This window comes from Ideonella alba, assembly GCF_018069845.1.
GTDB lineage: Bacteria > Pseudomonadota > Gammaproteobacteria > Burkholderiales > Burkholderiaceae_C > Ideonella > Ideonella alba.
The window spans coordinates 13,262-37,863 of the sequence record NZ_JAGQDD010000008.1 but is presented as its reverse complement, the minus strand read 5'-3'; the positions used below and the strand labels follow the sequence as shown (position 1 = coordinate 37,863).

Annotated in this window: 22 protein-coding genes and 2 tRNA genes; 16 read left to right on the top strand and 8 right to left on the bottom strand. The window is 70.8% G+C overall.

The features are described from left to right. The first annotated feature begins 36 nt into the window (after nt 1-36). The 7 genes from KAK03_RS12415 to KAK03_RS12385 are packed head-to-tail and all read left to right on the top strand — an operon-like array spanning nt 37 to nt 5,687. Nucleotides 37-1,347 (top strand): homoserine dehydrogenase, encoded by a 1,311-nt coding sequence (locus KAK03_RS12415; protein WP_210854277.1) that lies wholly within the window; start codon nt 37-39, stop codon nt 1,345-1,347. Next, nucleotides 1,347-2,762: a threonine synthase gene (gene thrC / locus KAK03_RS12410; protein ID WP_210854276.1), complete on the top strand. Its 1,416-nt coding sequence runs from the start codon at nt 1,347-1,349 to the stop codon at nt 2,760-2,762. Before KAK03_RS12415 ends, thrC begins: the two co-directional genes overlap by 1 nt. A gap of 17 nt (nt 2,763-2,779) precedes the next feature. Beyond that, complete coding sequence (gene mobB / locus KAK03_RS12405) at nt 2,780-3,313, top strand: molybdopterin-guanine dinucleotide biosynthesis protein B (protein ID WP_210854275.1); 534 nt, start codon at nt 2,780-2,782, stop codon at nt 3,311-3,313. Beyond that, entirely contained in the window at nt 3,306-4,562 is a 1,257-nt protein-coding gene (locus tag KAK03_RS12400) for a molybdopterin molybdotransferase MoeA (protein WP_210854274.1), read from the top strand. Before mobB ends, KAK03_RS12400 begins: the two co-directional genes overlap by 8 nt. 8 nt (nt 4,563-4,570) lie before the next feature. After that, nucleotides 4,571-4,822 carry a MoaD/ThiS family protein gene (locus KAK03_RS12395; RefSeq protein WP_210854273.1) on the top strand — a complete coding sequence of 84 codons (252 nt, stop codon included), beginning with the start codon at nt 4,571-4,573 and terminating at the stop codon, nt 4,820-4,822. Nucleotides 4,823-4,824: 2 nt separating this feature from the next. After that, complete coding sequence (locus KAK03_RS12390) at nt 4,825-5,301, top strand: molybdenum cofactor biosynthesis protein MoaE (protein WP_210854272.1); 477 nt, start codon at nt 4,825-4,827, stop codon at nt 5,299-5,301. Further along, on the top strand, nt 5,298-5,687 hold the full coding sequence (locus KAK03_RS12385) for a CrcB family protein (protein ID WP_210854271.1): 390 nt from the start codon (nt 5,298-5,300) through the stop codon (nt 5,685-5,687). The genes KAK03_RS12390 and KAK03_RS12385 overlap by 4 nt, the downstream gene beginning before the upstream one ends. Here the strand turns inward: KAK03_RS12385 and KAK03_RS12380 are convergent. Beyond that, a complete protein-coding gene (locus KAK03_RS12380; protein WP_210854270.1) occupies nt 5,679-8,180 on the bottom strand; it encodes an ATP-binding protein in 2,502 nt (833 codons plus the stop codon). The two genes, KAK03_RS12385 and KAK03_RS12380, sit on opposite strands and share 9 nt — an antisense overlap. A 129-nt stretch (nt 8,181-8,309) precedes the next feature. On the opposite strand from KAK03_RS12380, the gene KAK03_RS12375 reads away from it, so the two are divergent. The 5 genes from KAK03_RS12375 to KAK03_RS12355 all read left to right on the top strand — a co-directional run bounded on the left by KAK03_RS12375 (nt 8,310) and on the right by KAK03_RS12355 (nt 15,369). Then, nucleotides 8,310-9,095: a hypothetical protein gene (locus KAK03_RS12375; RefSeq protein ID WP_210854269.1), complete on the top strand. Its 786-nt coding sequence runs from the start codon at nt 8,310-8,312 to the stop codon at nt 9,093-9,095. Between the two features lie 171 nt (nt 9,096-9,266). Next, a complete protein-coding gene (locus KAK03_RS12370; protein WP_210854268.1) occupies nt 9,267-9,749 on the top strand; it encodes a flavin reductase family protein in 483 nt (160 codons plus the stop codon). A gap of 83 nt (nt 9,750-9,832) precedes the next feature. Then, the gene (gene clpB, locus KAK03_RS12365; protein WP_210854267.1) at nt 9,833-12,424 is read left to right on the top strand and encodes an ATP-dependent chaperone ClpB; all 2,592 of its coding nucleotides are present in this window, start codon (nt 9,833-9,835) and stop codon (nt 12,422-12,424) included. Between the two features lie 67 nt (nt 12,425-12,491). After that, nucleotides 12,492-14,150: an L-aspartate oxidase gene (gene nadB, locus KAK03_RS12360; protein ID WP_210854266.1), complete on the top strand. Its 1,659-nt coding sequence runs from the start codon at nt 12,492-12,494 to the stop codon at nt 14,148-14,150. A gap of 61 nt (nt 14,151-14,211) precedes the next feature. Beyond that, nucleotides 14,212-15,369 (top strand): HD-GYP domain-containing protein, encoded by a 1,158-nt coding sequence (locus KAK03_RS12355; protein ID WP_210854265.1) that lies wholly within the window; start codon nt 14,212-14,214, stop codon nt 15,367-15,369. Nucleotides 15,370-15,387: 18 nt separating this feature from the next. Here the strand turns inward: KAK03_RS12355 and KAK03_RS12350 are convergent, their stop codons facing one another. The 4 genes from KAK03_RS12350 to KAK03_RS12335 form a co-directional block, all read right to left on the bottom strand. Beyond that, nucleotides 15,388-15,672, bottom strand: coding sequence for a late competence development ComFB family protein (locus tag KAK03_RS12350; RefSeq protein ID WP_210854264.1), 285 nt, complete (start codon nt 15,670-15,672; stop codon nt 15,388-15,390). A gap of 377 nt (nt 15,673-16,049) precedes the next feature. Then, nucleotides 16,050-16,925 carry a carboxylating nicotinate-nucleotide diphosphorylase gene (gene nadC / locus KAK03_RS12345; RefSeq protein ID WP_210854263.1) on the bottom strand — a complete coding sequence of 292 codons (876 nt, stop codon included), beginning with the start codon at nt 16,923-16,925 and terminating at the stop codon, nt 16,050-16,052. After that, a complete protein-coding gene (nadA, locus tag KAK03_RS12340) occupies nt 16,925-18,037 on the bottom strand; it encodes a quinolinate synthase NadA (RefSeq protein ID WP_210854262.1) in 1,113 nt (370 codons plus the stop codon). The genes nadC and nadA overlap by 1 nt, the downstream gene beginning before the upstream one ends. A gap of 57 nt (nt 18,038-18,094) precedes the next feature. Further along, nucleotides 18,095-18,781: a hypothetical protein gene (locus KAK03_RS12335; RefSeq protein ID WP_210854261.1), complete on the bottom strand. Its 687-nt coding sequence runs from the start codon at nt 18,779-18,781 to the stop codon at nt 18,095-18,097. 85 nt (nt 18,782-18,866) lie between these two features. On the opposite strand from KAK03_RS12335, the gene KAK03_RS12330 reads away from it, so the two are divergent. From KAK03_RS12330 to KAK03_RS12320, 3 genes are all read left to right on the top strand, one after another. Next, complete coding sequence (locus KAK03_RS12330; protein WP_210854260.1) at nt 18,867-20,123, top strand: MFS transporter; 1,257 nt, start codon at nt 18,867-18,869, stop codon at nt 20,121-20,123. 51 nt (nt 20,124-20,174) lie between these two features. Continuing rightward, nucleotides 20,175-20,675, top strand: coding sequence for a ribonuclease E activity regulator RraA (rraA, locus tag KAK03_RS12325; protein ID WP_210854259.1), 501 nt, complete (start codon nt 20,175-20,177; stop codon nt 20,673-20,675). Between the two features lie 36 nt (nt 20,676-20,711). Continuing rightward, a tRNA-Pro gene (locus KAK03_RS12320) sits at nt 20,712-20,788 on the top strand. A gap of 25 nt (nt 20,789-20,813) precedes the next feature. Here KAK03_RS12320 and KAK03_RS12315 read toward each other — a convergent pair. The 3 genes from KAK03_RS12315 to KAK03_RS12305 form a co-directional block, all read right to left on the bottom strand. Continuing rightward, nucleotides 20,814-22,964, bottom strand: coding sequence for a methyl-accepting chemotaxis protein (locus KAK03_RS12315; protein ID WP_210854258.1), 2,151 nt, complete (start codon nt 22,962-22,964; stop codon nt 20,814-20,816). A gap of 96 nt (nt 22,965-23,060) precedes the next feature. Continuing rightward, nucleotides 23,061-23,137 (bottom strand) — tRNA-Arg (locus KAK03_RS12310). Between the two features lie 27 nt (nt 23,138-23,164). Next, the gene (locus KAK03_RS12305) at nt 23,165-23,860 is read right to left on the bottom strand and encodes a glutathione S-transferase N-terminal domain-containing protein (protein WP_210854257.1); all 696 of its coding nucleotides are present in this window, start codon (nt 23,858-23,860) and stop codon (nt 23,165-23,167) included. A gap of 42 nt (nt 23,861-23,902) precedes the next feature. On the opposite strand from KAK03_RS12305, the gene KAK03_RS12300 reads away from it, so the two are divergent. Further along, the gene (locus tag KAK03_RS12300; protein ID WP_210854256.1) at nt 23,903-24,571 is read left to right on the top strand and encodes a hypothetical protein; all 669 of its coding nucleotides are present in this window, start codon (nt 23,903-23,905) and stop codon (nt 24,569-24,571) included. Nucleotides 24,572-24,602 lie beyond the last annotated feature (31 nt).

Sequence of the window (24,602 nt, the reverse complement as noted above, 5' to 3'; positions counted from 1 at the left end):
TCTTCCGCTCACCGCGATCCCACCGAGAGACATCGAATGAAACCCATCCAGGTCGGCCTTCTGGGCATCGGCACCGTCGGCTCCGGCACCTTCAAGGTGCTGCAACGCAACCAGCAGGAGATCCTGCGCCGGGCGGGCCGCGGCATCGAGATCACCATGGTGGCCGACCTCGACGTTGAACGTGCCCGGGGCATCGTCGGTGACGGCGTGCAGGTGGTGGCCGACGCCCGCCAGGTGATCGCCAACCCCGAGATCGACATCGTCGTCGAGCTGATCGGCGGCTACGGCATCGCCAAGGCGCTGGTGCTGGAAGCCATTGCCGCCGGCAAGCACGTCGTCACCGCCAACAAGGCGCTGCTGGCGGTGCATGGCAGCGAGATCTTCGCCGCCGCGCGCGCCAAAGGCGTGACCGTGGCCTTCGAGGCCGCGGTGGCCGGCGGCATCCCGATCATCAAGGCGCTGCGCGAGGGCCTGACCGCCAACCGCATCGAGTGGATCGCCGGCATCATCAACGGCACCACCAATTTCATCCTGTCGGAGATGCGCGACAAGGGGCTGGACTTCGATGTCGTGCTCAAGGAAGCCCAGCGCCTGGGCTATGCCGAGGCCGACCCGACCTTCGACATCGAGGGCGTCGACGCCGCCCACAAGGCCACGCTGATGAGCGCGCTGGCCTTCGGCATCCCGGTGCAGTTCGACAAGGCCCATGTCGAGGGCATCACCCATCTCTCGGCCACCGACATCCGCTACGCCGAGCAGCTGGGCTACCGCATCAAGCTGCTGGGCATCACCAAGCGGCGCGAGGGCGGCATCGAGCTGCGCGTGCACCCCACGCTGATCCCGGCCAAGCGCCTGATCGCCAACGTCGAGGGCGCGATGAACGCGGTGGTGGTGCAGGGCGATGCCGTGGGCACCACGCTGTACTACGGCAAGGGCGCCGGCGCCGAGCCCACCGCCTCGGCCGTGGTGGCCGACCTGGTGGACATCACCCGCCTGGCCACCGCCGACCCCGACCACCGCGTGCCGCACCTGGCCTTCCAGCCCGACGCGCTGGCCGACACGCCGATCCTGCCGATCGCGCAGGTCCAGACCGCGTTCTACCTGCGCCTGCGCGTGGCCGACGAGGCCGGCGTGCTCTCGCGCATCACCACCATCCTGGCCGAGAACGACATCTCGATCGACGCCGTGCTGCAGCGCGAATCGGCTGAAGGTGAAAAGCAGACCGACCTGATCATCCTGACGCACGAAACGGTGGAAGGCCGCATGCGCACCGCACTGGCCGCGATGCAGGCGCTGTCCAGCGTGCTGGCGCCCATCGTCAGCCTGCGCAAGGAGGAGCTGGCCTGATGCGCTACATCAGCACCCGCGGTGACCAGACCGAGCGCTCGTTCTGCGAGATCCTGCTGGAGGGCCTGGCGCCCGATGGCGGCCTGTACCTGCCGGTGGCCTACCCGACAGTCGACGCCGCCACGCTGGCGCGCTGGCGCGGCCTAGCCTATGCCGAGCTGGCCTTCGAGATCCTGTCGCTCTACATCGACGACATCCCTGCCGCCGACCTGAAGGCGCTGGTCGCCAAGACCTACACCCCGGCGGTCTTCGGCACCGAGGCCATCGTGCCGGTGCGCCGCCTGGGCGACTCCGGCCTGCTGATCGAAGCGCTGTCCAACGGCCCCACGCTGGCCTTCAAGGACATGGCGATGCAGCTGCTTGGCAACCTGTTCGAGTACGAGCTGGGCCGGCGCGGCGAGCAGCTCAACATCCTGGGCGCCACCAGCGGCGACACCGGCAGCGCGGCCGAGTACGCGATGCGCGGCAAGCACGGTGTGCGCGTCTTCATGCTCAGCCCGCACGGCCGCATGAGCGCCTTCCAGCAGGCCCAGATGTTCAGCCTGCAGGACGCCAACATCCACAACATCGCGGTCGAAGGCGTGTTCGACGATGCGCAGGACATCGTCAAGGACGTGTCCAACGACCTGGCCTTCAAGCGCCAGTACAAGATCGGCACCGTCAACTCGATCAACTGGGCGCGCCTGCTGGCCCAGGTGGTGTATTACTTTGCCGGCTACTTCCAGGCCACGAAGCACAACGACGAGGTGGTGAGCTTCACCGTGCCCTCGGGCAACTTCGGCAATGTCTGTGCCGGCCATGTGGCCCGCATGATGGGGCTGCCGATCAAGCACCTGGTGGTGGCCACCAACGAGAACGACGTGCTCGACGAGTTCTTCCGCACCGGCACCTACCGCGTGCGGGGCAGCGCCGAGACGCACGAGACCTCCAGCCCGTCGATGGACATCTCCAAGGCGTCCAACTTCGAGCGTTTCGTCTTCGACCTGGTCGGCCGCGACGGCGCGCGCACCAAGGCGCTGTTCGGGGATGCCATCGCCCGCGAGGGTGCCTTCACCGTCAGCCCGGCCGAGTTCTCGGCCATCGCCGGCTATGGTTTCCAGTCGGGCAAGAGCACCCATGCCGACCGGCTGGCCACGATCCGTCGCACGGATGAGCGCTTCGGGGACCTGATCGACACCCACACCGCTGACGGCGTGAAGGTGGCCGCCGAGCATGTCGAGCCCGGCGTGCCGATGATCGTGCTGGAGACCGCGCTGCCGGCCAAGTTCGCCGAGACCATCCGCGAGGCGGTGGGCCGCGAGCCCGGCCGCCCGGCCGGCCTGGACGGCATCGAGGCGCTGCCCAAGCGCTTCACCGTGATGAAGCCCGACACCGCTGCGGTGAAGGCCTTCATCCAGGCGCACTGCGCCGACTGAGCCCGGAGCACTCGGCCATGAAGGTCATCGGCCTGGCCGGCTATTCGGGCAGCGGGAAGACCACGCTGATCGAGCAGCTGATCGCTGGCCTGAAGGCCGCCGGTCAGCGCGTCTCGGTGGTCAAGCACGCCCACAAGGACAGCTTCGACATCGACCACCCGGGCAAGGACAGCTGGCGCCACCGCCAGGCTGGCGCGCTGGAGGTGGTGGTGGCCAATGCGCGGCGCATGGCGCTGATCCGCGAGTTTCCGCAGCCGGTGGAGATCGAGCCGCACGCCCTGCTGGCCGAACTGGCCCCCTGTGACTGGGCGCTGGTGGAAGGCTTCAAGCACGGCGATCTGCCCAAGATCGAGGTCTGGCGCGCCGCGCTGGGGCGGCCGGCGATGTATCCGAACGATCCCTTCATCGTGGGCATCGCCACCGACGACCCGGCCGCGCTGCCCGAGCCCACCGGCCTGCCGGTCTTCCGGCTGGACGCCCCCGAGGCGCTGCTGGCCCACCTGCTGGCCAGTGGCGAGCGCTACCAGTACACCCAGGGCCACCATGGCTGACACTCAACCCCCGACCCGCTCGCCGCTGATGACGCTCGACGAGGTGCTGGCCCGCCTCGTGGCCTCGGCCGCCGACCGGCGCCTCACCGAGACCGAGACCCTGTCCAGCGCCGAGGCGCTGGGCCGCGTGCTGGCGCAGGACATCGTGTCCACGCTGGACGTCCCGCCGGCCGACAACGCCTCGATGGACGGCTACGCCCTGCGCGCCGCCGACGTGCCGGCGGCCGGCACGGTGCTGCCGGTCAGCCAGCGCATTCCGGCCGGCCACCCGGGCCAGCCGCTGCAAGCCGGCACCGCGGCGCGCATCTTCACCGGCGCCCAGGTGCCGGCGGGTGCCGACTGCATCGTGATGCAGGAGCAGTGCGAGGCGCTGGACGGCGGCCAGGTCCGCGTCAACACCGTGCCGCAGGCCGGCCAGTGGATCCGCCAGCGCGGCGAGGACGTGCGCGTCGGTCAAGCGGTGCTGCACGCCGGCCAGCGCCTGGGGCCGGCCCATCTGGGCATGCTGGCCACCGTGGGCCTGGCCGAGGTGGCAGTGGTGCGTCGGCCGCGTGTGGCGCTGTTTTCCACCGGCGATGAACTCGTGCTGCCGGGCCAGCCGCTGCCGCCCGGCGCGATCTACAACTCCAACCGCCACACGCTGCGCGGCCTGCTGGAAGCGGCCGGCTGTGCGGTCAGCGACCTGGGCATCGTGCCCGACACGCTGGAGGCCACCCGCGCCGCACTGCGCCAGGCGGCCCTGGGCAATGACCTGATCCTGACCAGCGGTGGCGTGTCGGTCGGCGAGGAAGACCATCTGCGCCCGGCGGCCCGCGCCGAGGGGCGCATCGAGCTGTGGCAGATGGCCGCCAAGCCCGGCAAGCCGCTGGCCTTTGGCGCCATCGCCCGTCCCGATGGCGGCGAGGCGCTGCTGATGGGGCTGCCGGGCAACCCGGTGTCCAGCTTCATCACCTTCTTGCTGGCGGTGGCGCCGGTGCTGCGGGTGCTGCAGGGGGGCTCGGGCGCGCTGCCGGTGGCGCTGCCGCTGCGCGCGGCCTTCGCCTGGCCGCGCCCCGACCGCCAGCGCCGCGAGTTCATGCGCGCCCGGCTCACCCCCGCAGGCGAGCTGGAGCTGTTCCCGAACCAGAGCTCCGGCGTGATGACCTCCGCGGTCTGGGCCGACGGCCTGATCGACAACCCGGCCGGACAGGCCATCGCCCCTGGCGACGTGGTGCGCTTCCTGCCGCTGGCCACGCTGATCGGGGCATGATCACCACCATGCTGATTCGACTGCGTTTTTTCGCCTCGCTGCGCGAGGCCCTGGGCCCCGAGGCCAGCCTGGAACTGCCCGAGGGCGCCAGCGTGGCCCAGGCCCGCGACGCGCTGATCGCCCGTGGCGAGCCTTTCGCCGCCGCGCTGGCCCGTGGCCGCGCCGTGCGCGCCGCGCTGAACCAGGCGCTGTGCGACGAAGGCGCCGCGCTGAAGGCCGGTGACGAGCTGGCCTTCTTCCCCCCGGTGACCGGAGGTTGAGCATGGCCCAGCGCGTGAGCATCCAGACCGCCGATTTCGACCTGGGCGCCGAGGTGGCTGCCCTGCGCGCCGGGGATGGTGGCGTGGGCGCGGTGTGCAGCTTCATCGGCACGGTGCGCGACCGCAGCGACGGCAGCGCCGTCAGCGCGATGGAGCTGGAGCACTATCCCGGCATGACCGAGGCCGCGATCGAGGCGATGATCGACGAGGCGCACCGCCGCTTCGACATCCGCGCCGCGCGCGTGATCCACCGTGTCGGCCCGCTGAACGTGGGCGATCAGATCGTGCTGGTGGCCGTCAGCTCGGCCCACCGCGGCGAGAGCTTCCAGGCCTGCGAGTTCCTGATGGACTACCTGAAGACCCAGGCCCCGTTCTGGAAGAAGGAGACCACGCCCGAGGGCGCGCGCTGGGTGGACGCCCGCGTGGCCGACGACGCCGCGCTGGCGCGCTGGGGCATCCAGGCCCGCAACGCGGGATGAACAGCACCGCCCCGCTGACGACCGCGCTGGCCATCGGCCTGGGCGGCGCGCTGGGCTCGGTGCTGCGCTGGTTGACCACGCTGGCGCTGGCGCCGCTGGGCTGGCCGATCGCCGCCGGCACGCTGGCGGTGAACCTGGTGGGCGGTCTGCTGATCGGGGCATCCATCGTCTGGTTCGGGCGCCACCCGAACGAACTGCTGCGCCTGGGCCTGGTGACCGGCCTGCTGGGCGGCCTGACCACCTTCTCGGCCTTTTCGGCCGAGTCGCTGACCCTGCTGGTCAAGGGCCAGTGGATGCTGGCGCTGGTGCACTCGCTGGTGCATGTGCTGGGCGCGCTGGCCGCGGCGGCGGCCGGCTGGGCGCTGGCGCGCTGGCTGCTAGGGTAGGGCGCAGGCCAGCACGTCGACATCGGTCCAGGCCGCACCGGCCTGCCGCCACGCGGTGATGGCCGCGGGCTCGGCGTGCGCGGACAGCGCGGCCAGCAAGGCGTCCACCACCCGCTGCTCGGCCGGCTGGCGCACCACGCCGCGCGCGGCCAGTCCGGCATCCGCGCAGCCCAGCAGGTGGGCGGCCTGCGGCAGTCGGCCGCGCTGGGCGGTGAGCCAGGCCAGGCTGTCGACAAAATAGATCAGGCCGTCGCTGTGGCGCAGCAGCGGCGCGGCGCGGCGGGCGCAGTCCTCGGCCTCGTCGGTGCGGCCCAGGAAGAGCAGGGCGGTGCACAGGTTGCCCAGGATCACGCCCAGCAGCGCCGGGTCGTCCTGGCGCAACGCCTCGGCCTCGGCCTCGCGGCCCCAGCGCACCGCGGCCTCGGTGTCGCCGCTGGAGCAGGCCAGATCCCCCAGGTTCAGCAGCATGATCAGCACCCGGCGGGCGTCGCCCTGGCGCCGCCGCAGGGCCAGGGCCTCTTCGTAGGCCACCAGCGCCTCGGCATGGCGGTCCTGGCGCTGGCGCAGCGCGCCCAGCGTGGTGCGGTGCAGGGCCTTCAGGTGCACGCTGGCTTCCACCGCCAGCGCCGTGTCGGCCAGCGCCTGTTCGGAGGGGGCCAACTGGTCCAGGTACAGGCGGTTCCAGGCCTGCCCCAGCACCGATCGCACCCAGCGCCGGTCACCGGCCTGGCGCCACAGCGCCTCGGCCTGCAGGCGCGCCTCCAGTGCGCGGCGCGGGTCGGCGTCCTGCCACAGGTAGCCGGTGCCGTCCCACAGCGCGGCAGCGGCGCGCGGCGCTGTCTGCGGCGTCAGCTGGCCCTGGGCCAGCGCCAGCCATTGCCGGCCCTCGTCAAGCAGCGACAGCAGCGGCCAGAGGTCGGCGCTCCAGCCCGCCAGGCCAATGCCCAGGTCCGGCGCCTGGCGCTCGACCAGGCAGAACTGCAGCGCCGCGCGCAGGTTGTCCAGGTCCGGCCCGAAGGCCTCGCGCCAGCCGGTGTCGCTGCGCGTGCCCAGCTCCTCGAAGGCCTGCTCGAAGCGGCCGTGCATCCACTGCGCATGGCGCTGGCCCACGGCGATGCGCTCGTCAGCGGCCGCGCACAGCGATGCGGCGTAGGCGCGGGTGGACTCCAGCAGCCGGTAGCGCGGGCCACCGTCGCTGCCTGCCCCGGGGGCCAGGGCCACCAGGCAGTGGTCGACCAGGGCGGCCAGGGCCTCGGTGGTGCTCCAGTCGTCGATCGATGCATCGCTCACCACGGCCAGGCAGGCGGGCAGATCGAAGCCCCCCTGGAACACCGCCAGGCGGCGGAACACGCAGCGTTCGGTCTCGCCCAGCAGACCATGGCTCCAGTCCAGCGTGGCGCTCAGCGTGCGGTGGCGCGCCGGGCGGTCCAACGGGCCGCCCGTCAGCAGGCGCAGGCGCTGGCCCAGACGCTGGCAGACGGCCGGCAGGCCCAGCCGCGCCACCTGGGAGGCGGCCAGCTCGATCGCCAGCGCCAGCCCATCGAGCTGCCGGCACAAGGCCCCCAGCGCGTCGGCGTTCGCGGCCTCCAGCACAAACGTGCCCTGGTGCTCGCGCACCCGTTGCACCAGCAGTTGCACCGCGGGCGAGCGCTCGGCCGCCGCCAGGCCACGGGCCTGCGGGCAGGCCAGCGGTGCCAGCCGGTGCAGGTGCTCGGCCGCCAGGTTCAGGCGGACCTGGCTGGTGGCCAGCACGCGCAGCGCCGGCGCGCCGGCCAGCAGGCGCACCAGCAGCGCACCGACCGCGGCCGCCAGGTGTTCGCAGTTGTCCAGCACCAGCAGCAGCGGTCCGGCCGGCCACTCGGCCAGCAGGGCCTCATCGGCCGGGGTGCCGGCGGGCAGGCGCAGCGCCAGCCCCGCCGCTACCGCACCGGGCAGGCCGCTCGCATCGGCCAGGCCGCTCAGGTCCACCCAGGCCACGCGGCCGCGGGTGCGCGCCTGCTCCAGCAGGGCCAGCGCCAGGCGGGTCTTGCCGATGCCGCCCTCGCCGACCAGGGTGACCAGGCGGTGGCGGCCCAGCGCGGCATGCAGCTGGCTGAGGTCGTCATCACGGCCGAACAGCGGCGGCGGGACCGGGGCGCCAGCGGTGGGTTCGGCAGGGGACGGGGGCTGCGGCAGCGCTGTGGCCGCGACAAAGGTCACCGGCCAGGTGAAGCGGTAGCCTCGGCCGGGGACCGTGGCGATCGCATCGCGGCCCAGCAGGCGGCGCAACGCGGACACCTGGACCTGCAGGTTGTTCTCCTCGACCACCCGGCCTGGCCAGACATGCTCGAAGGCGGTTTCCTTGCTGACCACCTGGCCCGTCTGTCGCGCCAGCAGCCCCAACAGCTCAAAGGCCCGGCTGCCCAGGTCCAGCGTCTGCCCGTCCCGGGTCAGTCGCTGCTCGGCGCCATGCCACTCGAAGCCTGAAAAGCGCAGCACCGGCGGGGTCGACATCGAATTCAGGACTTTTCAGGCGTTATGGGCGGTAGCGAATAGACCGGCAGGTCCTGGGGACCGAGCATGCAAAGGCAGTCCGGTGATCGTCAATCCATCCACCCCACCGGACCCCTGTTTGGAGGACAGATGCGACACACCAGCCCCCGTTTTCGTACCGCCCTGGCAACGGCGGCCCTGCTGATCGCCTCGGCACCGGCGGCCCAGGCCGGCGGCTGCAAGGCCTTTGCCAACCAGCGCTACGTGTTCCTGCTGCAGGGCCAGGTGCGCAGCGCCGATGGCCTGTCGGACGTCGGCAAGTCCATCCTCGGCCGCCTGGTGTTCGACGCGACCGGCGCCGCCGGCAGCTTCACGCTGATGAACAACGGCGGCGACCCGGTCTCCCAGGGCCAGGAGCAGGGCAGCTTCAGTTGCCTGTCCACACGCCAGCTGTCCGGCCTGGCGCAGCAGCTGAACCTGTCCAACGGCCTGGCGATGCTGGCGGTGCGCGAGCGCGGCGCTGTCCAGCTGCTCGCCCAGCTGCCGAACACCGCCATGAATGGCGAGGCACGCCCCGCCGCCCTCTGGGACACGCTGCCCCAGGGCGCCTGCGACCTGCTGCCGGGCAAGGCCTACATCGGCCGCTACGGCGCCGAGGCCGATGGCGTGGCGGCCATGGGCCTGGCGCAGTGGCGGTTCGACACCCGGGTGCCCTCGATGCAGACCTGGACCGCCTACAGCACCGCTGCCGGTGCGGTGGCGCAGGACCGCTCGCTGAGCCCCTGCACACCGACGGTGCCCGACCAGGCGGCCGTGCTGACGGTGAACGAAGGGGTCGATGGCTACCTGATGGCCTACCCGTCGGCCGATGGCTCGGTGGCCTGGATCCATACCTTTGCGGGCCGTGGGGTGGGCGGATGGATGCGCCCGCGCTGAGGCCGCGCCGCCGGCTGCGTCCGGACTGGCGCTGGACCCGCCCGTTCGCGCTGGTGCCCTTGCTGGCCGGCGTTGGACTGGCCTGCGGGGTGCTGCAGTTGGCGCTGCGCTGTTGTTCCTGAGCCCCGCCGGGCCGCCAGGGCAGGGCGCATGCCCTACCATGGCGGCCTGATGTCTTTCGATGCCAAGGCCCTGCGGGGCGCGCTGGGGCGCTACGCCACCGGTGTGACGATCACCACCTGCCGGGCCGCCGATGGTCAACCCGTCGGCCTGACGGTCAATTCCTTCGGTGCGCTCTCACTGGAGCCGCCGTTGGTGATGTGGGCATTGCGCACCGCCAGTCCGGCGCTGCCGGCCTTCCGTCAGGCCAGCCACTTTGCCGTCAACGTGCTGGCCGAGGCCCAGATCGAGCTGTCGCGCCGCTTTGCCAGCCCGGTCCACGACCGCTTCGCCGAGGGCGACTGGCGCAAGGGCCACGGCGGCGCGCCGGTGCTGGCGGGCTGCTGTGCCACGCTGGAATGCGCCACCGAGCGCGAACTGAGCCTGGGCGACCACGTGTTGTTCGTCGGCCGCGTGCTGGCGCTGGCCGAGGCACCGCTGCCGCCGCTGGTGTTCCAGGGCGGCCACTACCACCCGCTGGGGCGTACGCTGTGAGCTGACGCAAGGAGGCTGCGGGCCGCTGCTCTTGAAAAGGCGCCGCATCGCCTCATGTCCATGCGCAATCGGAGGTTATTTCCATGCGTCTCGACAAGCTCACCACCGCGTTCCAGCAAGCCCTGGCCGAAGCCCAGAGCCTGGCGGTTGCCCGCGACAACCCGTACATCGAACCCAGCCATGTGCTGGCCGCGATGCTGGCCCAGCCTGACGGCCCCAAGGCCCTGCTCGACCGCGCCGGCGCCAACACCGCCGCGCTGAAGCAGGCCATGGAGGTGGCGATGGGCGGTCTGCCCAGCGTCCAGGGTGGTGGGCAGACCCAGGCCGGGCGTGACCTGGTGCAGCTGCTGCAGCAGGCCGACAAGGAGGCGATGCAGCGCGGCGATGCCTTCATCGCCAGCGAGATGTTCCTGCTGGCCCTGTCCGACGCCAAGAACGACATCGGCGGCGTGGTCCGCGGCCACGGCCTGACGCGCAAGGCGCTGGAAGCGGCGATCAGCGCGGTGCGTGGCGGCCAGACGGTGGACTCGGCCGAGGCCGAGGGCCAGCGCGAAGCCCTGAAGAAGTACACGCTGGACTTGACCGAGCGCGCCCGCCTGGGCAAGCTCGACCCGGTGATCGGCCGCGACGACGAGATCCGCCGCGCCATCCAGGTGCTGCAGCGGCGCAGCAAGAACAACCCGGTGCTGATCGGTGAACCGGGGGTGGGCAAGACCGCCATCGTCGAGGGACTGGCCCAGCGCATCGTCGCCGGTGAGGTGCCCGACACCCTGAAGGACAAGCGCGTGCTGGTGCTGGACATGGCCGGCCTGCTGGCCGGCGCCAAGTTCCGCGGCGAGTTCGAGGAACGCCTGAAGGCGGTGCTCAAGGAAGTGGCTCAGGACGAGGGCCGCATCATCCTGTTCATTGACGAGCTGCACACCATGGTCGGCGCCGGCAAGGCCGAGGGCGCGCTGGACGCCGGCAACATGCTCAAGCCGGCGCTGGCGCGGGGCGAGCTGCACTGCATCGGCGCCACCACCCTGGACGAGTACCGCAAGTACGTCGAGAAGGACGCCGCGCTGGAGCGTCGCTTCCAGAAGGTGCTGGTCGACGAACCCACGGTGGAGGCGACCATCGCCATCCTGCGCGGCCTGCAGGAGAAGTACGAGGTGCACCACGGCGTGGAGATCACCGACCCGGCGATCGTGGCCGCGGCCGAGCTGAGCCACCGCTACATCACCGACCGCTTCCTGCCCGACAAGGCGATCGACCTGATCGACGAGGCCGCGGCCAAGATCAAGATCGAGATCGACTCCAAGCCCGAGGCGATGGACAAGCTCGACCGCCGCCTGATCCAGCTGAAGATCGAGCGCGAGGCGGTGCGCAAGGAGACCGATGAGGCCTCGCAGAAGCGCCTGGGCCTGATCGAGGAAGAGATCACCAAGCTCGAGCGCGAGTACGCCGACCTGGACGAGATCTGGAAGGCCGAGAAGGCCCAGGCCCAGGGCAGCGCCCAGGTCAAGGAAGAGATCGACCGCATCAAGTTCCAGATCGAGGAACTCAAGCGCAAGGGCAACTTCGACAAGGTGGCCGAGCTGCAGTACGGCAAGCTGCCCGAACTGGACAAGCGCCTGAAGGAAGCCCAGGCCAAGGAGGCCGGCAAGAAGGCCGGCGGCCAGGGCCCGCAGCTGCTGCGCACCATGGTGGGCGCCGAGGAGATCGCCGAGGTGGTCAGTCGCTCCACCGGCATCCCGGTCAGCAAGCTGATGCAGGGCGAGCGCGACAAGCTGCTGCAGATGGAAGGCAAGCTGCACGAGCGCGTGGTGGGCCAGGACGAGGCCATCGTCGCGGTCAGCGACGCGATCCGCCGCAGCCGCGCCGGCCTGTCCGACCCCAACCGGCCGCTGGGCAGCTTCCTGTTCCTGGGCCCCACCGGCGTGGGCAAGACCGAGCTGTGCAAGGCGCTGGCGGGCTTCCTGTTCGACAGCGAAGACCACATGATCCGCATCGACATGAGCGAGTTCATGGAGAAGCACACGGTCAGCCGCCTGATCGGTGCGCCGCCGGGCTATGTGGGCTACGACGAAGGTGGCTATCTCACCGAGGCGGTGCGTCGCAAACCCTACAGCGTGGTGCTGCTCGACGAGGTGGAGAAGGCCCACCCGGACGTGTTCAACGTGCTGCTGCAGGTGCTCGACGATGGCCGCCTGACCGACGGCCAGGGCCGCACCGTGGACTTCAAGAACACCGTGATCGTGATGACCAGCAACCTGGGCAGCCACCTGATCATGTCGATGGCCGGCCAGCCGGTCGAGGACATCCGCGAGGCGGTCTGGGGCGAGGTCAAGCAGCACTTCCGTCCCGAGTTTCTCAACCGCATCGACGAGACCGTGGTCTTCCACGCCCTCGACCGGGCCCACATCGAGTCGATCGCCCGCATCCAGCTCAAGGTGCTGGAGGCGCGGCTGGCCAAGATGGACATGGCGCTGGACGTCTCGCCCGAGGCGCTGGCCGAGATCGCCAAGGTCGGCTTCGACCCGGTGTTCGGTGCCCGGCCGCTCAAGCGCGCGATCCAGCAGCGCATCGAGAACCCGGTGGCGCGGCTGATCCTGGAAGGCCGTTTCGGTCCGAAGGACACCATCCCGGTGATGGTGGACGGCGACCAGTTCAGCTTCGGACGCACCGTGCATTGAGCCCGGCGGCAGGCTCCTAGAATGGAGCCTGACCTCACTGGGCCGCCTTGCACGGGCGGCCGCATGCATGAAGCACAAAGCACAAGCGGCACCGGGGGCAGCACTGCCGGTGGTGATCATCGGCGCGGGCCTGGCCGGTCTGACGGTGGCCCTGCACCTGGCCCAGCAGGGCCAGAACGTGGTGGTGCTGGCCAAGCGCACGCTGGGCGAGGGCGCCACGCCCTGGGCGCAGGGCGGCATCGTGGGCGTGCTGGGCAGCGACGACAGCATTGCCAGCCATGTCCATGACACCCAGGATGCCGGCGCCGGTCTGGTGGACGAGAACACCGCCCGCTTCATCGCTGAACACAGCGCCGCAGCGATCGAATGGCTGGTGGCGCAGGGCGTGCCGTTCTCGTCCGACCCCGACGGCCCGCTGGGCCTGCACCTGACGCGCGAAGGCGGACACGCGGTGCGCCGCATCGCCCATGCGGCCGACGCCACCGGCAAGGCCATCCATGACGCCCTGCTGGCGGCCGCCCGCGCCAATCCGCGCGTCAGCCTGCGCGAGCAGGTGATGGCGGTCGACCTGATCACCCACCACCACCTGGGCCGCTTCGACGACCCCAGGGCGCGCCGGGTGCATGGCGTCTATGCGCTGGACATCGTCACTGGCCGGGTCGACGCTCTGGCTGCCCGCGCCGTGGTGCTGGCCACCGGCGGCCTGGGCAAGGTCTACCGCTACACCAGCAACCCCGACACCGCCACCGGCGACGGCGTGGCCATGGCCTGGCGGGCCGGCTGCCGGGTGGCGAACATGGAGTTCATCCAGTTCCACCCGACCTGCCTGTACCACCCGCAGGACCGCACCTTCCTGCTGACCGAGGCGCTGCGCGGCGAAGGCGCCCAGCTCAAGCTGCCGGCCTCGGCCGGCGGTGGTCGCTTCATGCCCGACCACGATCCACGGGCCGAGCTGGCACCGCGGGACATCGTCGCCCGGGCGATCGACTTCGAGATGAAGAAGCATGGCCTGGACCATGTCTGGCTGGACGTCTCGCCGATCGTCGCCGAGAAGGGCGAGGCCTTCGTCCGCGAGCATTTCCCCACCATCCATGCGCGCTGCCTGAGCCTGGGCATCGACATCACGCGCCAGCCCATTCCGGTGGTGCCCGCGGCCCATTACAGCTGTGGCGGCATCGTCACCGACACCGAGGGCCGCACCGACCTGCCGGGGCTCTACGCGGTGGGCGAGGCCACCTACACCGGCCTGCACGGCGCCAACCGCCTGGCCAGCAATTCGCTGCTGGAATGCGTGGTGATCGGCAAGACCTGCGCCGAGGCCATCCACGCGGCGCCGCTTGCCGAGCACGTCAACGTACCGGCCTGGGACGAGAGCCTGGTCGAGAACGCCGACGAGCAGGTGGTGATCTCCCACAACTGGGACGAGCTGCGCCTGCTGATGTGGAACTACGTGGGCATCGTGCGCACCACGCGCCGGCTGGAGCGGGCCCAGCACCGCATCCGCAACCTGCGCGAGGAGGTGGATGAGTACTACGCCAACTTCCGCGTCAACCGCGACCTGCTGGAGCTGCGCAACCTGCTGGTCTGCGCCGAGCTGATCGTGCGCTCGGCCCTGATGCGCCACGAAAGCCGCGGACTGCACTACATTCGGGACTTTCCGCAACCGCTGCCGATGAGCTTCCCGACCGTGCTGTACCGCGAGGCGCGCAGCCGCCGCACCCGATGACCGGGTTGGCGCTCTCCGGTCGCAGCCGGGGCCAGCGGTCTGGCCTGACCGAGGACCGTGGATGAGCGTGATCCGACAGCCGCTGAGCGAGGTGCTGGACCTGCTGGTGGTCGGCACGGCCTTGCCGTTTCATGTGCTCGACCCCCACGAGCGCCGGCTGCTGGCCGAAGGGCATGTGGTGGTCAGCGAGGCCCAGCTCGAGGCGCTGATCGCCCGCGGCGCCTGGGTCGACCGTGCCGTGGCCGATGCCGTGCGGGCCCAGCGCCAGCAGGACCAGGCCGCCGTGGCAGCGCCCCAGCGCGTACCGACGCTGTTCGACCGCTGGGAGGAGATGATCTGGCAGCTTGACGGCCTGCTGCGTCAGGTGCTGGCCGGCCAGCCCGGCCAGGAGGCCGCGCTGCTGTGGCTGGCCGAGCGCCTGATCGAGCGGGTGGACCGGCATGTCGATGTGGCGCTGTTCATGGTGGTGCGCCCGCCCGATCCGCGCTTTGCGCTCTACGCCTTGCAGCATGCGCAGCACACGGCCGTGGTCGGCCTGCTGCTGTCACGCCACCTGGGCTGGGACGGTCCCACCGCGCGACGGCTGGTGGCCGCGGCCATGACGATGAATGTCTCGACGCTGGAGCTGCAGGCCCAGATGGCCGTGCAGACCGATCCGCCCACCACCCGCCAGCGCGAGCTGATCCGGGCCCATCCGCTGGCCTCCGAGACCCTGCTGCGGCGGGCGGGTGTCACCGACGAGGCCTGGCTTCAGGCGGTGCGCGAGCACCACGAGCGGCCTGACGGCGGCGGCTACCCGGCCGGCCTGACCCAGGTCTGCGAGCTCGCCCACGCGCTGCGCACCGCCGATGTGTTCACCGCCAAGATCAGCGCCCGGGCGATCCGCCAGGCGTTGCCGATCCAGGTGGCTGCGAAGCAGCTGTTCCAGGAGGAGAAGGGCGGTCCGATGGCCACCGGCATCATCAAGCAGCTGGGCCTGTACCCGCCGGGCGACCTGGTGCAGCTCAAGAGCGGTGAGATTGCGGTGGTCACCCACCGCGGCCCGAATGCCACGACGCCGCTCGTCGCCACGATCACCAACACGCAGGGCCAGCCCGTGGCCGCCACCCTGGCCCGCAATTCGGCGGACGCCGCCTACGCGATCACCGGCCCGGTGCTGGACCGCAAGGGCCTGCCCCGGGTGCCTGCCGAGCGGGTCTACGGGCTGATTCCGGCCTGACCCGGCCGGTTCACGGCCTCAGCTGCGCGCCCGCATCGCGTTGCGCGCCTGCACGAAACCCAGCGCGAACTCCACCGACTCGACCACCGCGCGCTCGCTGTCGCTGCGCTCGCGCTCGGTCTGGAAGAAGGCCAGGTCGACGTCGTGCCGGATGTAGCGCGGCGGCAGCCGGTTCAGCGCCACGCAGGCCACGTCGGCCAGCACATCGTCATTGCCCAGCAGGTGCGGAAAGGCCTGCGCCTGCGCCATGACTTCATTGAAGACGGCGCGTTCGTACCAGTTGTGGATCGAGGTGATGTCCATGGCGGGAGTGTGGGGCCGGTACGCTGATTCCGAGCGTGAACTTCATCTCACGCGGCCCATGCGGACATCGCCAGGACGACAGAACCGGACCCAGTCGCGGAAAAGCGCACAAAGTGACGGGCGACTTGCTGCCCACAGCGGCCGCAGGCCGCTGTGGGCAGAGCCCTATTCCGTTGAGCTCCCCCCAGCCCCCCTCCAAGAAGGGGGCTCCAGCATGAGCTTCGGGCCGGCCTGCCGGCCGGCGTGGCGCTGGCACGCTTGGCGCACCACCTTTTGTGGTTCTGACTGGAGCCACCCTCTTGGAGGGGGGCTGGGGGGAGCCCAACGTTCGGGGCCTTGGCCCACAGCGGCCTGCGGCCGCTGTGGGCAGTCAGGAGTCAGTCCGCCAAGGAATCCAGCACGCGCATCGAGTAGTCGGTGGCCACCACGTCCTTGGTGAGCTTGCCGATCGAGATGCGGTCGACGCCGGTGGTGGCAATCTCGCGCAGGCCTTCCAACGTGATGCCGCCGGAGGCCTCCAGCAAGGCGCGGCCCTGGGTGAGGGCGACCGCCTCGCGCATCTGGGCAGTGCTGAAGTTGTCCAGCAGCACGCTGGTGGCGCCGTGCGCCAGCGCGAGTTGCAGCTGCTCCAGGCTCTCCACCTCGATCTGCACCTCGACGCCGGCGTTCAAGGCCCGGGCCTGGGCCAGCACCTGCGGGATGCCGCCGGCCGCGGCGATGTGGTTTTCCTTGATCAGGATGCCGTGCCACAGCGCCAGACGCTGATTGGCGCCGCCGCCCACGCGCACCGCGTACTTCTGCGCCTGGCGCAGGCCGGGCAGGGTCTTGCGGGTGTCGAGCACCACGCAGCCGCGCGGGTTGGGGCTGGCGCCCTCGATGGCGTCGGCGTGGCGACGGGTGATCGTCGCGGTGCTGGACAGCAACTGCAGAAAGTTCAGCGCCGGGCGTTCGGCCGACAGCAGGGCGCGGGCGTCGGATTCGATCTCGCACACCGGTGTGGCGGCCGTCATGCGGGCGCCTTCGGCGTAGTGCCACTGCACGCGGGCCTGCGGGTCCAGGGTGGTGACACAGGCGTCGAACCAGTCGCGGCCGCAGAGGATCGCGTCCTCGCGCACCGTCACGCGGGCGTGCACGCGCCGGCCTGCCGGCACCAGCTGGCCGGTCCAGTCGCAGCGGCCGATGTCCTCGAACAGCGCATCGCGCACATTGCGCGCCCGGGCCTCTTCCAGGGTTTCGTTGTGGTCGAAGTGCATCAGGCGGCTCCAATGCCCTTGACCATGCCCTGGACCTTGGGCGCCAGCGCCGACGGGTGGGCGGCCACGTAGGCCAGCATGCGGTCGATGCAGCCGTGGGCCTTCTGACCGATCACGGGATCGACGTGGATTTCGCCGGTGCCTCTCTCCAGGCAGTCGACCACCCCTTGCAGGCCATTCATGGCCATCCAGGGGCAGTGCGCGCAGCTCTTGCAGGTGGCGCTGTTGCCGGCGGTGGGGGCTTCGATCAGCGTCTTGCCGGGGGCCAGCTGGCGCATGCGGTGCATGATCAGGTTGTCGGTGGCGACGATGTACTCCTGCGCGCTGCCGTTGATCACCGCGCTCAGCATCTGCGAGGTGGATCCCACCACATCGGCCAGCGCCACCACGCTCTCGGGCGACTCGGGGTGCACCAGCACCATGGCGTTCGGGTGCTGGGCCTTCAGCAGCTGCAGCTCCACGCCCTTGAACTCGTTGTGGACGATGCAGTCGCCCTGCCAGAGCAGCATGTCGGCACCGGTCTCGCGCTGGATGTAGCGGCCCAGGTGACGGTCGGGTGCCCACAGGATCTTCTGACCCTGGTCCTTCAGGTGGTTGACGATGCCCAGTGCGCAGGAGCTGGTCACCATCCAGTCGGCGCGGGCCTTCACTGCGGCGCTGGTGTTGGCGTAGACCACCACGGTGCGGTCGGGGTGGGCATCGCAGAAAGCGGCGAAGTCGTCGGCCGGGCAGCCCAGGTCGAGCGAGCAGGTGGCGTCCAGGTCGGGCATCAGCACCGTCTTGCCGGGTGACAGGATCTTGGCGCTCTCGCCCATGAAGCGCACACCGGCCACCACCAGGGTCTGGCTGGCGTGGTCGCGGCCGAAGCGGGCCATCTCCAGCGAGTCGGCGACGATGCCGCCGGTTTCCAGCGCCAGGTCCTGCAGCTCGCCCTCGACGTAGTAGTGGGCCACCAGCACAGCGTTCTTCGCCTTCAGCAGATCGCGGGCGCGGGCCTTCAGCGCGTCGCGCTGGCTGGGCGTGAGCGGGGCGGGCACCTTGGCCCAGGCGCTGAGCGTGCAGCTCTGGCCCTGGGCGTCCTGGCGGGTGTATTCGTAGCTGGTTTCAGGCATGGCGGCTTCGGCGGCGCACCGCGCGCCGCCCGGCGGAAACAGCCCTCAATGGTACCGCTAGCGCGTCTGCTGCCAGGCCTTGAACACCGCATTCCAGGCTTCCGACACACTGTGGCGGGCCGGGGGTGGCTCGAAGCGCAGCCGTTGCATCCATTCGGGACTGTCGGCCAGGTGGCTGGCCACGTCACGCACCGAGGACGGCCCCAGAATGGTCCATGGCGGGCCTTCGTCACCCAGGCGGCGTACCTGCGCCGCCACCATCAGCAGCCAGCGCGTGGCCTCGGCATCCTGCTGCGCGTCGGCCAGCATCACCGCCAGGCGGGTGCGGCGCCAGACCCGGGTCATGGCCGGCGAGTGCCTGTCGGGGTCCAGCCGCCGGGTGTGCAGGTGGCGCACGATGCAGGGCAGGCCGTCCTCGCGCGGCAGGCGGATCTCGTCGATGACGGCCACCTCGCGCAGGGCCACCGGCGACAGCACACGCACCCGGGCGAGTGGGGCGCCAGTGGTTTCCGCCAGCGCCTGCATGATGGAGGGGGCCCAGCGCAGCGCAGGGTCCAGCAACAGCAGGTCCTGACGGTCGTCGGGCAGCGGGCCGGCGGACTGCCAGCGTGAATCCAGGGCGGTGGCCATGAATTCGCTGTCCACCAGCTCCAGCGTGCCGGCATGGCGCACTGGCAGGTCGGGCACGATGCGCAGCGACAGCGGCGGACGGTCGGTTCGTTCGACAAGGTACGGCGTGGACATGCCCCGACGATAGGCCCCGTCCCGCGCTCGGCTGTCTCCGGTTGTGTCACCGTGTGCCGGTGCGGATCGCTAAGATGCCGGCACGATGTCCGACACCTCCACGACTGCCGCTGCCCCGGCCCGGCTGCGCGACGACGCCACCACCATCGGACTGGTGGGGCTGGCTCACGGAACCTCACACTTCTTTCATCTGTTGCTGCCGCCGCTGTTCCCGCTGTTCATCCGGGACTTCGGCCTGAGCTACGCCGAACTGGGCCTGCTGGTCTCCACCTTCTTCGTCATCTCGGGCGTGGGCCAGGCGCTGGCCGGCTTCGTGGTCGACCGCGTCGGTGCCCGGCCGGTGCTGATGCTGGCGATGCTGTGCTTTGCCTCAGCCGGTGTGGCCGCCGCGCTGGCGCCCGGTTACGCGGGCCTGATGCTGGCGGCCATGCTGGCGGGTCTGGGCAACGCGCCTTTCCATCCGGCCGACTTCACCATCCTGAACAAGCGGGTGTCGCCCAAGAACCTGGGCCATGCCTTCTCGGTGCATGGCATCACCGGCAACCTGGGCTGGGCGGCGGCGCCGGTGTTCCTGACCGGTCTGACAGCGCTGAGCGGCTCGTGGCGGGTGGCCACGGCCGGCGCCAGCGTCTGGGCGCTGCTGGTGCTGGTGGTGCTGTGGTGGCAGCGCGCCGCGATCGACGACCGTGCCGCGGGCCTGGCCTCGGCCAGCAAGCAGGCGGCGACGGCGGTGCCGGGCGAGCATCCGCTGGCCTTCCTGCGACTGCCGTCGGTCTGGTTGTGCTTCAGCTTCTTCTTCTGGACCACCTGCGCGCTCAGCGCGATCCAGAGCTTCGCCAGTCCGGCTTTGCAGCAGCTCTACGGCCTGTCGCTGGAGCTGACCTCGTTCATCGTCACCGGCTTCATGCTCTTCGGGGCGGCGGGCATGGTGATGGGCGGTTTCCTGGTGGGCAAGGCCGAGCGCCTGGAGCGCCTGATCGCGCTGTGCCTGATGGCCTCGGCCGGCGTGCTGTTCCTGGTGGCCAGCGGGTTGCTGCCGGGGCCGCTGGCCATGGTGGTGGCTGCCTCGGCCGGCCTGGGTACCGGCCTGGCGGGGCCCTCGCGCGACATGCTGATCAAGCGTGCGGCGCCCCCTGGCGCCACCGGGCGTGTCTACGGAACGGTGTACTCGGGCCTGGACATCGGCTTCGCGCTGGCGGCGCCGGCCTTCGGTGCGTTGATGGACCACCAGCATCCCTCGGCCGTGTTCTGGGGGGCCGGTCTGGCGCTGCTGTGCGGCGTGGGCTCGGCCTGGCTGGTGGGTGCGGGCGTGGCGCGGCGGCGCGCTGCGCTGGCCACCTGAGCGGCTGAGGCGACAGCCTGGCGTTGGCCAGGCGCGGCAGAATCGGCTCCCATGAATGCCGACGCCATCCCCTCGACCTGCGACCTGTGCGATGCGCACAAGTCCGACAGCAGCGGCGCGCTGCGTGTGCTGCCGCCCGTCTTCCACCACTATGGCGGGCGCACGCGGTTTGCCGGCCTGGTCAGCACCGTGCAGTGCCTGGACGACAACTCCCGCGTCAAGGAGGCGGTGAACACGCCCGGAGATGGGCGTGTGCTGCTGGTCGACGCCGGCGGCACGGTGCGCCGCTCGATGGTGGGCGGCCTGCTGGCCGAGGCGGCGGCGAAGAACGGCTGGGCAGGTGTGGTGGTCTGGGGCGCGGTGCGCGACAAGGCCGAATTGGCGGCCGCCCCGGTGGGGGTGGCGGCGCTGGCGCTGACGCCGATGCCGACCGATCGCAAGGACCAGGGCCTGCGCGATGTGCCGGTGCAGATCGACGGCCTGCTGATCCGGCCTGGTGAATACTTGGTGGCCGACGAGGACGGCATCGTGGTGCTGCCTGCGCGCCCCTGAAACGCGCGGCTGCACGGCTACAATGCGCAGCTTCGTCGGGGCGTAGCGCAGTCTGGTAGCGCATCTGCTTTGGGAGCAGAGGGTCGGAGGTTCGAATCCTCTCGCCCCGACCAACCCGCCACGCGGGTGCCTGACGTCTCAGACCGTGAAGCGGGCCATCAGGGCCTGCAGCGCCTCGGCCTGCGAGAGCATCTGCTCCGAGGTGGCCGAGAGTTCCTCGGCGGCTGCGGCGTTGTGCTGGGTCACCTGGTTGAGGTGGTCCATCGTGCCGGTGATCTGCGCCACGGCCTGGGCCTGGTCGGCGCTGGCCTGGGCAATCGCATGCACCTGCTCGGTGGTGGCGCCGATCGTCGGCTGCATCTGCTGCAGCAGCGCGCCGGCCTGCTCGGCCGTGTCGACCGATGCCTTGGCCATCTGACCGATCTCCTGCGCCGAGGACTGGCTGCGCTCGGCCAGCTTGCGCACTTCGGCGGCCACGACGGCAAAGCCCTTGCCCAGCTCGCCCGCACGGGCGGCTTCGATCGCCGCGTTCAGCGCCAGCAGGTTGGTCTGGTAGGCGATGTCGTCGATGATGGCCACCTTGCCGGCGATCACGCGCATGGCCTGCGCGGTGCGTGCGGCGGCGTCGCCACCGATCGAGGCGTCCTGGGCGGCGCGCGAGGCCACCTCCTCGGCCGTGCCAGCGCGGTCGGAATTGCCGCGGATCGACTGCGTCATGTCCTGCAGCGCGGCCGTGGTCTGCTCCAGGCTGGCCGCCTGCTCGGCGGCCGTCTGGGCCAGCGACTGGGCGGTGGAGGCCACCTGCATCGACGACTGCTGCAACTGCTCGGAGGCGTCGATCACCTCGGAGATCGTGCCCGAGAGGGTGTCGAGCAGGCGATTGAACAGGCCCGAGAGCGTGGCCGTGAAGCCGGCTCCGGAGGCGGTGTCCAGACGCACGCTGATGTCACCGGCCGCCGCGGCTTCGACCACCTCGGTCAGGCGGCGCTCGGCGCGCACCTCGTCACTGCGGTCCAGCCACTCCACCACGGTGCCGCAGCGCCGTCCGGCGGCATCGATGATCGGGCTGGTCTTGGCCAGCAGCTGTGCCGGGCCCCAGTCCAGCAGGCGGTTGCTGGCGCGCGCCAGGTCGTCCAGCCGGCCGCCGCCCAGCAGCGGGCCCTGAAGCGTGGCCAGATCACCTTGGCCCTGGGCCAAGGTGGCCAGCGTGGGCGCATGGCTGGCGCAGGCCGTGGCATGGCGGGTGGCCAGTGCGCGCATGGCCTGATTGGCGTAGACCACCTGGTGGGTGGCATCGGCGATCAGGGCGGCGGTGGCACTGCTGTCCAGCGCCTGGCGCACGCGCAGGTTGTCGGCAGCGATGGCGGACTCGCGGGTGATGCGATCGCGCAGGTCCCCCTGCATCTGCCGCAAGGCCTGCAGCAGCCGGGCCTCTTCGCTGGCCCCGGCGAGGACCGGGATCGCCTGGTCCAGGCGACCGGCACCCACCGCCTGCGCCGCCGAGACGGCGGCCTGCAGGCCGCCCGCGGTGGCCACGTAGAAGCTGCCGAAGGCGCCGAGCGCCAGCAGCAGCACGCCACCGACGATCCAGGCCATGCGCTGCCAGCGCAGCCGCGCGGCGTTCAGCACGTCGTCGACATAGACCCCGGTACCGATCACCCAGCCCCAGGGCTGGAAGCCAGCCACATAGGACAGCTTGTCCTGCGGCTCGGCGGCGCCGGGTTTGGGCCACTGGTAGGCCACCAGGCCGGCCTGCCGTTGCCGCACCACCTCGACAAAGCGGACGAACACGGCCAGGCCTTTCGGGTCCTTGAAGGTCGACATGTCCTTGCCATCGAGCTCGGGCTTGGTGGGGTGCATCACCATCACCGCGTCCATGTCGTTGATCCAGAAGTAGTCGTTGTCGCCGTAGCGCATGCCGGCCACCAGTTGCCGCGCCAGGGCCTGCGCCTGGACGCGGCTGAGCGTGCCGGCCTTCTCCTGTGCGTGGGCCCAGTCCAGCACGCCGCGGACGGCGCGCACATGGTCGGCCAGCGCCGTTTCGCGGCCGGCCAGGTCCAGCAGGTATTCGCTGCGTGCCTGCCAGGCCAGCAGACCGAGCAGCGGCACCAGGATCAGCAGCGCCACCAGCAGCGCGCGCAGCTTGAAGCCCAGCGGCTGGAACAGCCGGCCGCCCAGGGCCAGCAGACCGGTCGGCATGGGCAGCACCGCTGCGGAAGGGGTGGGATCGATCGTCAGCCGGGCAGCCTGTTGCACCTTGGGGTCCTCGCGGGCACGCGGCCGCACCATGCGGCCCTGTGACCGGTGAGTCTGACGCTGGCGGCGCCAGCGGGATCGCCGGAGCAGCAGGGCTGCGGCGGTCCAGTTGCCGGGTTCAGAGGGGGCTGGCCTGCCCGGAGGGACTCGAACCCCCGACCTGCTGCTTAGAAGGCAGCTGCTCTATCCAGTTGAGCTACGGGCAGTGACGGCCGGGATTCTAGTGGCGCGTCTCAGCGCTGTTCGCGCTGGCGGTCGCCGAACAGCACCTCGCGGGCGCGCTCGTCATTGGTGATCGGCTTGCGGCGGTCGGCCAGGACCTCGCAGCCTCGCTGCACCGCGGGCCGTTTGCCGATCTCGTCGAACCAGCCCTTGAGGTGCGGGTAATCGGCCCAGTCGATGCCCTGGTTCTTCCAGGAGCGCAGCCAGGGGTAGACCGCGATGTCGGCAATGCTGTAGTCGGTGCCGCCCAGGTAGGTGGAACGCGCCAGCCGGGCATTCATGACCTTGTAGAGCCGCCGCGCCTCGTTGGTGTAGCGATCGACCGCATAGCCGATCTTCTCGGGGGCATAGATGCGGAAGTGGTGCGCCTGGCCCAGCATCGGCCCGACGCCGCCCATCTGGAACATCAGCCACTGCAGCACCTCGTACTTGCCGCGGGTGCTGGCCGGCAGGAAGCGGCCGGTCTTGCCGGCCAGGTACAGCAGGATCGCACCGGACTCGAACAGCGAGATCGGCTCGCCGTCGGGACCGTCCGGGTCGATGATGGCCGGGATCTTGTTGTTCGGACTGATGGCCAGGAAGGCGGGATCGAACTGCTCGCCGGCGCCGATGTCCACCGCATGCACGCGGTAGGGCAGGCCGCATTCCTCGAGCATGATGTGCACCTTGTGACCGTTGGGCGTGGCCCACGAATACACTTCGATCATCTCCGTGCTCCTTGGCAGTGTCCCCGGCACTCTAACCCAGTGATGTTCGACTGGATCAAGCGAAAGCGCCCGGCTGCGGGCCCGACCGATCTGGCGGCACTGGAGGCCTGGGCGCAGCTGCGCGGCTGGCAGTTCAAGCCGGCGCGCACGCAGGACGGCTTCGTCATCGAGTCGGCCGACTGGCGGCTGGAGTGGGGACCGTCACACCGGGCCTACCTGGGGCCGCAGGAGATGCGGCTGCGCGCCACCCTGGATATCGAGCCCGAGGCCCATGCGGTGGTGCTGCCGCGCGCACTGCAGGCGGCGCTGGAGGCCGAGCTGTACCAGTCCTTCACCGGCTCGGTGCGCACCCACCTGGACGAAGCCCTGCCGGAGGAAGTGCGCTGGCTGGCGGTGTCCACCCGCCTGGGCAGTGCCGAGCTGGGACCCTTGCGGGACGCGCTCGGCGCGGCCGGCAATGTCGATGTGTTCCTGAGAGCCTGGCTGTCCGGCCCCACCGGTGAGCTCCTGGCGCAGGCGATGCAGCGCGACGCGACCATGCCGCTGGTGGTCACGCTGCAGCAGTCGGTGCTGACGCTGCGCGCCGGACTGGCCCAGGCCGAGCCGGTGGTGCTGGCCGAACTGGTGGCCCTGTTCGAGCAGGCGCTGGGCGACGCCCGGCACTGCCTGGACAGCTTTGCCGATGGGCCACCGGCCGGCGACCCGCCCTGATCCGCCATTCACCGCCGTGACCCGCGAGCGC

Excerpts from the sequence above, each read along its gene's own strand:
- KAK03_RS12380 (WP_210854270.1), bottom strand. The coding sequence starts at position 8,180 with ATGTCGACCCCGCCGGTGCTGCGCTTTTCAGGCTTCGAGTGGCATGGC.
- KAK03_RS12305 (WP_210854257.1), bottom strand. The coding sequence starts at position 23,860 with ATGATCGAAGTGTATTCGTGGGCCACGCCCAACGGTCACAAGGTGCAC.
- nadC (WP_210854263.1), bottom strand. The coding sequence starts at position 16,925 with ATGCACTTCGACCACAACGAAACCCTGGAAGAGGCCCGGGCGCGCAAT.
- KAK03_RS12355 (WP_210854265.1), top strand. The coding sequence starts at position 14,212 with ATGAGCGTGATCCGACAGCCGCTGAGCGAGGTGCTGGACCTGCTGGTG.
- KAK03_RS12385 (WP_210854271.1), top strand. The coding sequence starts at position 5,298 with ATGAACAGCACCGCCCCGCTGACGACCGCGCTGGCCATCGGCCTGGGC.
- KAK03_RS12370 (WP_210854268.1), top strand. The coding sequence starts at position 9,267 with ATGTCTTTCGATGCCAAGGCCCTGCGGGGCGCGCTGGGGCGCTACGCC.
- KAK03_RS12300 (WP_210854256.1), top strand. The coding sequence starts at position 23,903 with ATGTTCGACTGGATCAAGCGAAAGCGCCCGGCTGCGGGCCCGACCGAT.
- nadB (WP_210854266.1), top strand. The coding sequence starts at position 12,492 with ATGAAGCACAAAGCACAAGCGGCACCGGGGGCAGCACTGCCGGTGGTG.
- KAK03_RS12330 (WP_210854260.1), top strand. The coding sequence starts at position 18,867 with ATGTCCGACACCTCCACGACTGCCGCTGCCCCGGCCCGGCTGCGCGAC.
- nadA (WP_210854262.1), bottom strand. The coding sequence starts at position 18,037 with ATGCCTGAAACCAGCTACGAATACACCCGCCAGGACGCCCAGGGCCAG.
- KAK03_RS12400 (WP_210854274.1), top strand. The coding sequence starts at position 3,306 with ATGGCTGACACTCAACCCCCGACCCGCTCGCCGCTGATGACGCTCGAC.
- KAK03_RS12315 (WP_210854258.1), bottom strand. The coding sequence starts at position 22,964 with ATGGTGCGGCCGCGTGCCCGCGAGGACCCCAAGGTGCAACAGGCTGCC.
- mobB (WP_210854275.1), top strand. The coding sequence starts at position 2,780 with ATGAAGGTCATCGGCCTGGCCGGCTATTCGGGCAGCGGGAAGACCACG.
- thrC (WP_210854276.1), top strand. The coding sequence starts at position 1,347 with ATGCGCTACATCAGCACCCGCGGTGACCAGACCGAGCGCTCGTTCTGC.
- KAK03_RS12390 (WP_210854272.1), top strand. The coding sequence starts at position 4,825 with ATGGCCCAGCGCGTGAGCATCCAGACCGCCGATTTCGACCTGGGCGCC.
- rraA (WP_210854259.1), top strand. The coding sequence starts at position 20,175 with ATGAATGCCGACGCCATCCCCTCGACCTGCGACCTGTGCGATGCGCAC.
- KAK03_RS12375 (WP_210854269.1), top strand. The coding sequence starts at position 8,310 with ATGCGACACACCAGCCCCCGTTTTCGTACCGCCCTGGCAACGGCGGCC.
- KAK03_RS12395 (WP_210854273.1), top strand. The coding sequence starts at position 4,571 with ATGCTGATTCGACTGCGTTTTTTCGCCTCGCTGCGCGAGGCCCTGGGC.
- KAK03_RS12350 (WP_210854264.1), bottom strand. The coding sequence starts at position 15,672 with ATGGACATCACCTCGATCCACAACTGGTACGAACGCGCCGTCTTCAAT.
- KAK03_RS12335 (WP_210854261.1), bottom strand. The coding sequence starts at position 18,781 with ATGTCCACGCCGTACCTTGTCGAACGAACCGACCGTCCGCCGCTGTCG.
- clpB (WP_210854267.1), top strand. The coding sequence starts at position 9,833 with ATGCGTCTCGACAAGCTCACCACCGCGTTCCAGCAAGCCCTGGCCGAA.
- KAK03_RS12415 (WP_210854277.1), top strand. The coding sequence starts at position 37 with ATGAAACCCATCCAGGTCGGCCTTCTGGGCATCGGCACCGTCGGCTCC.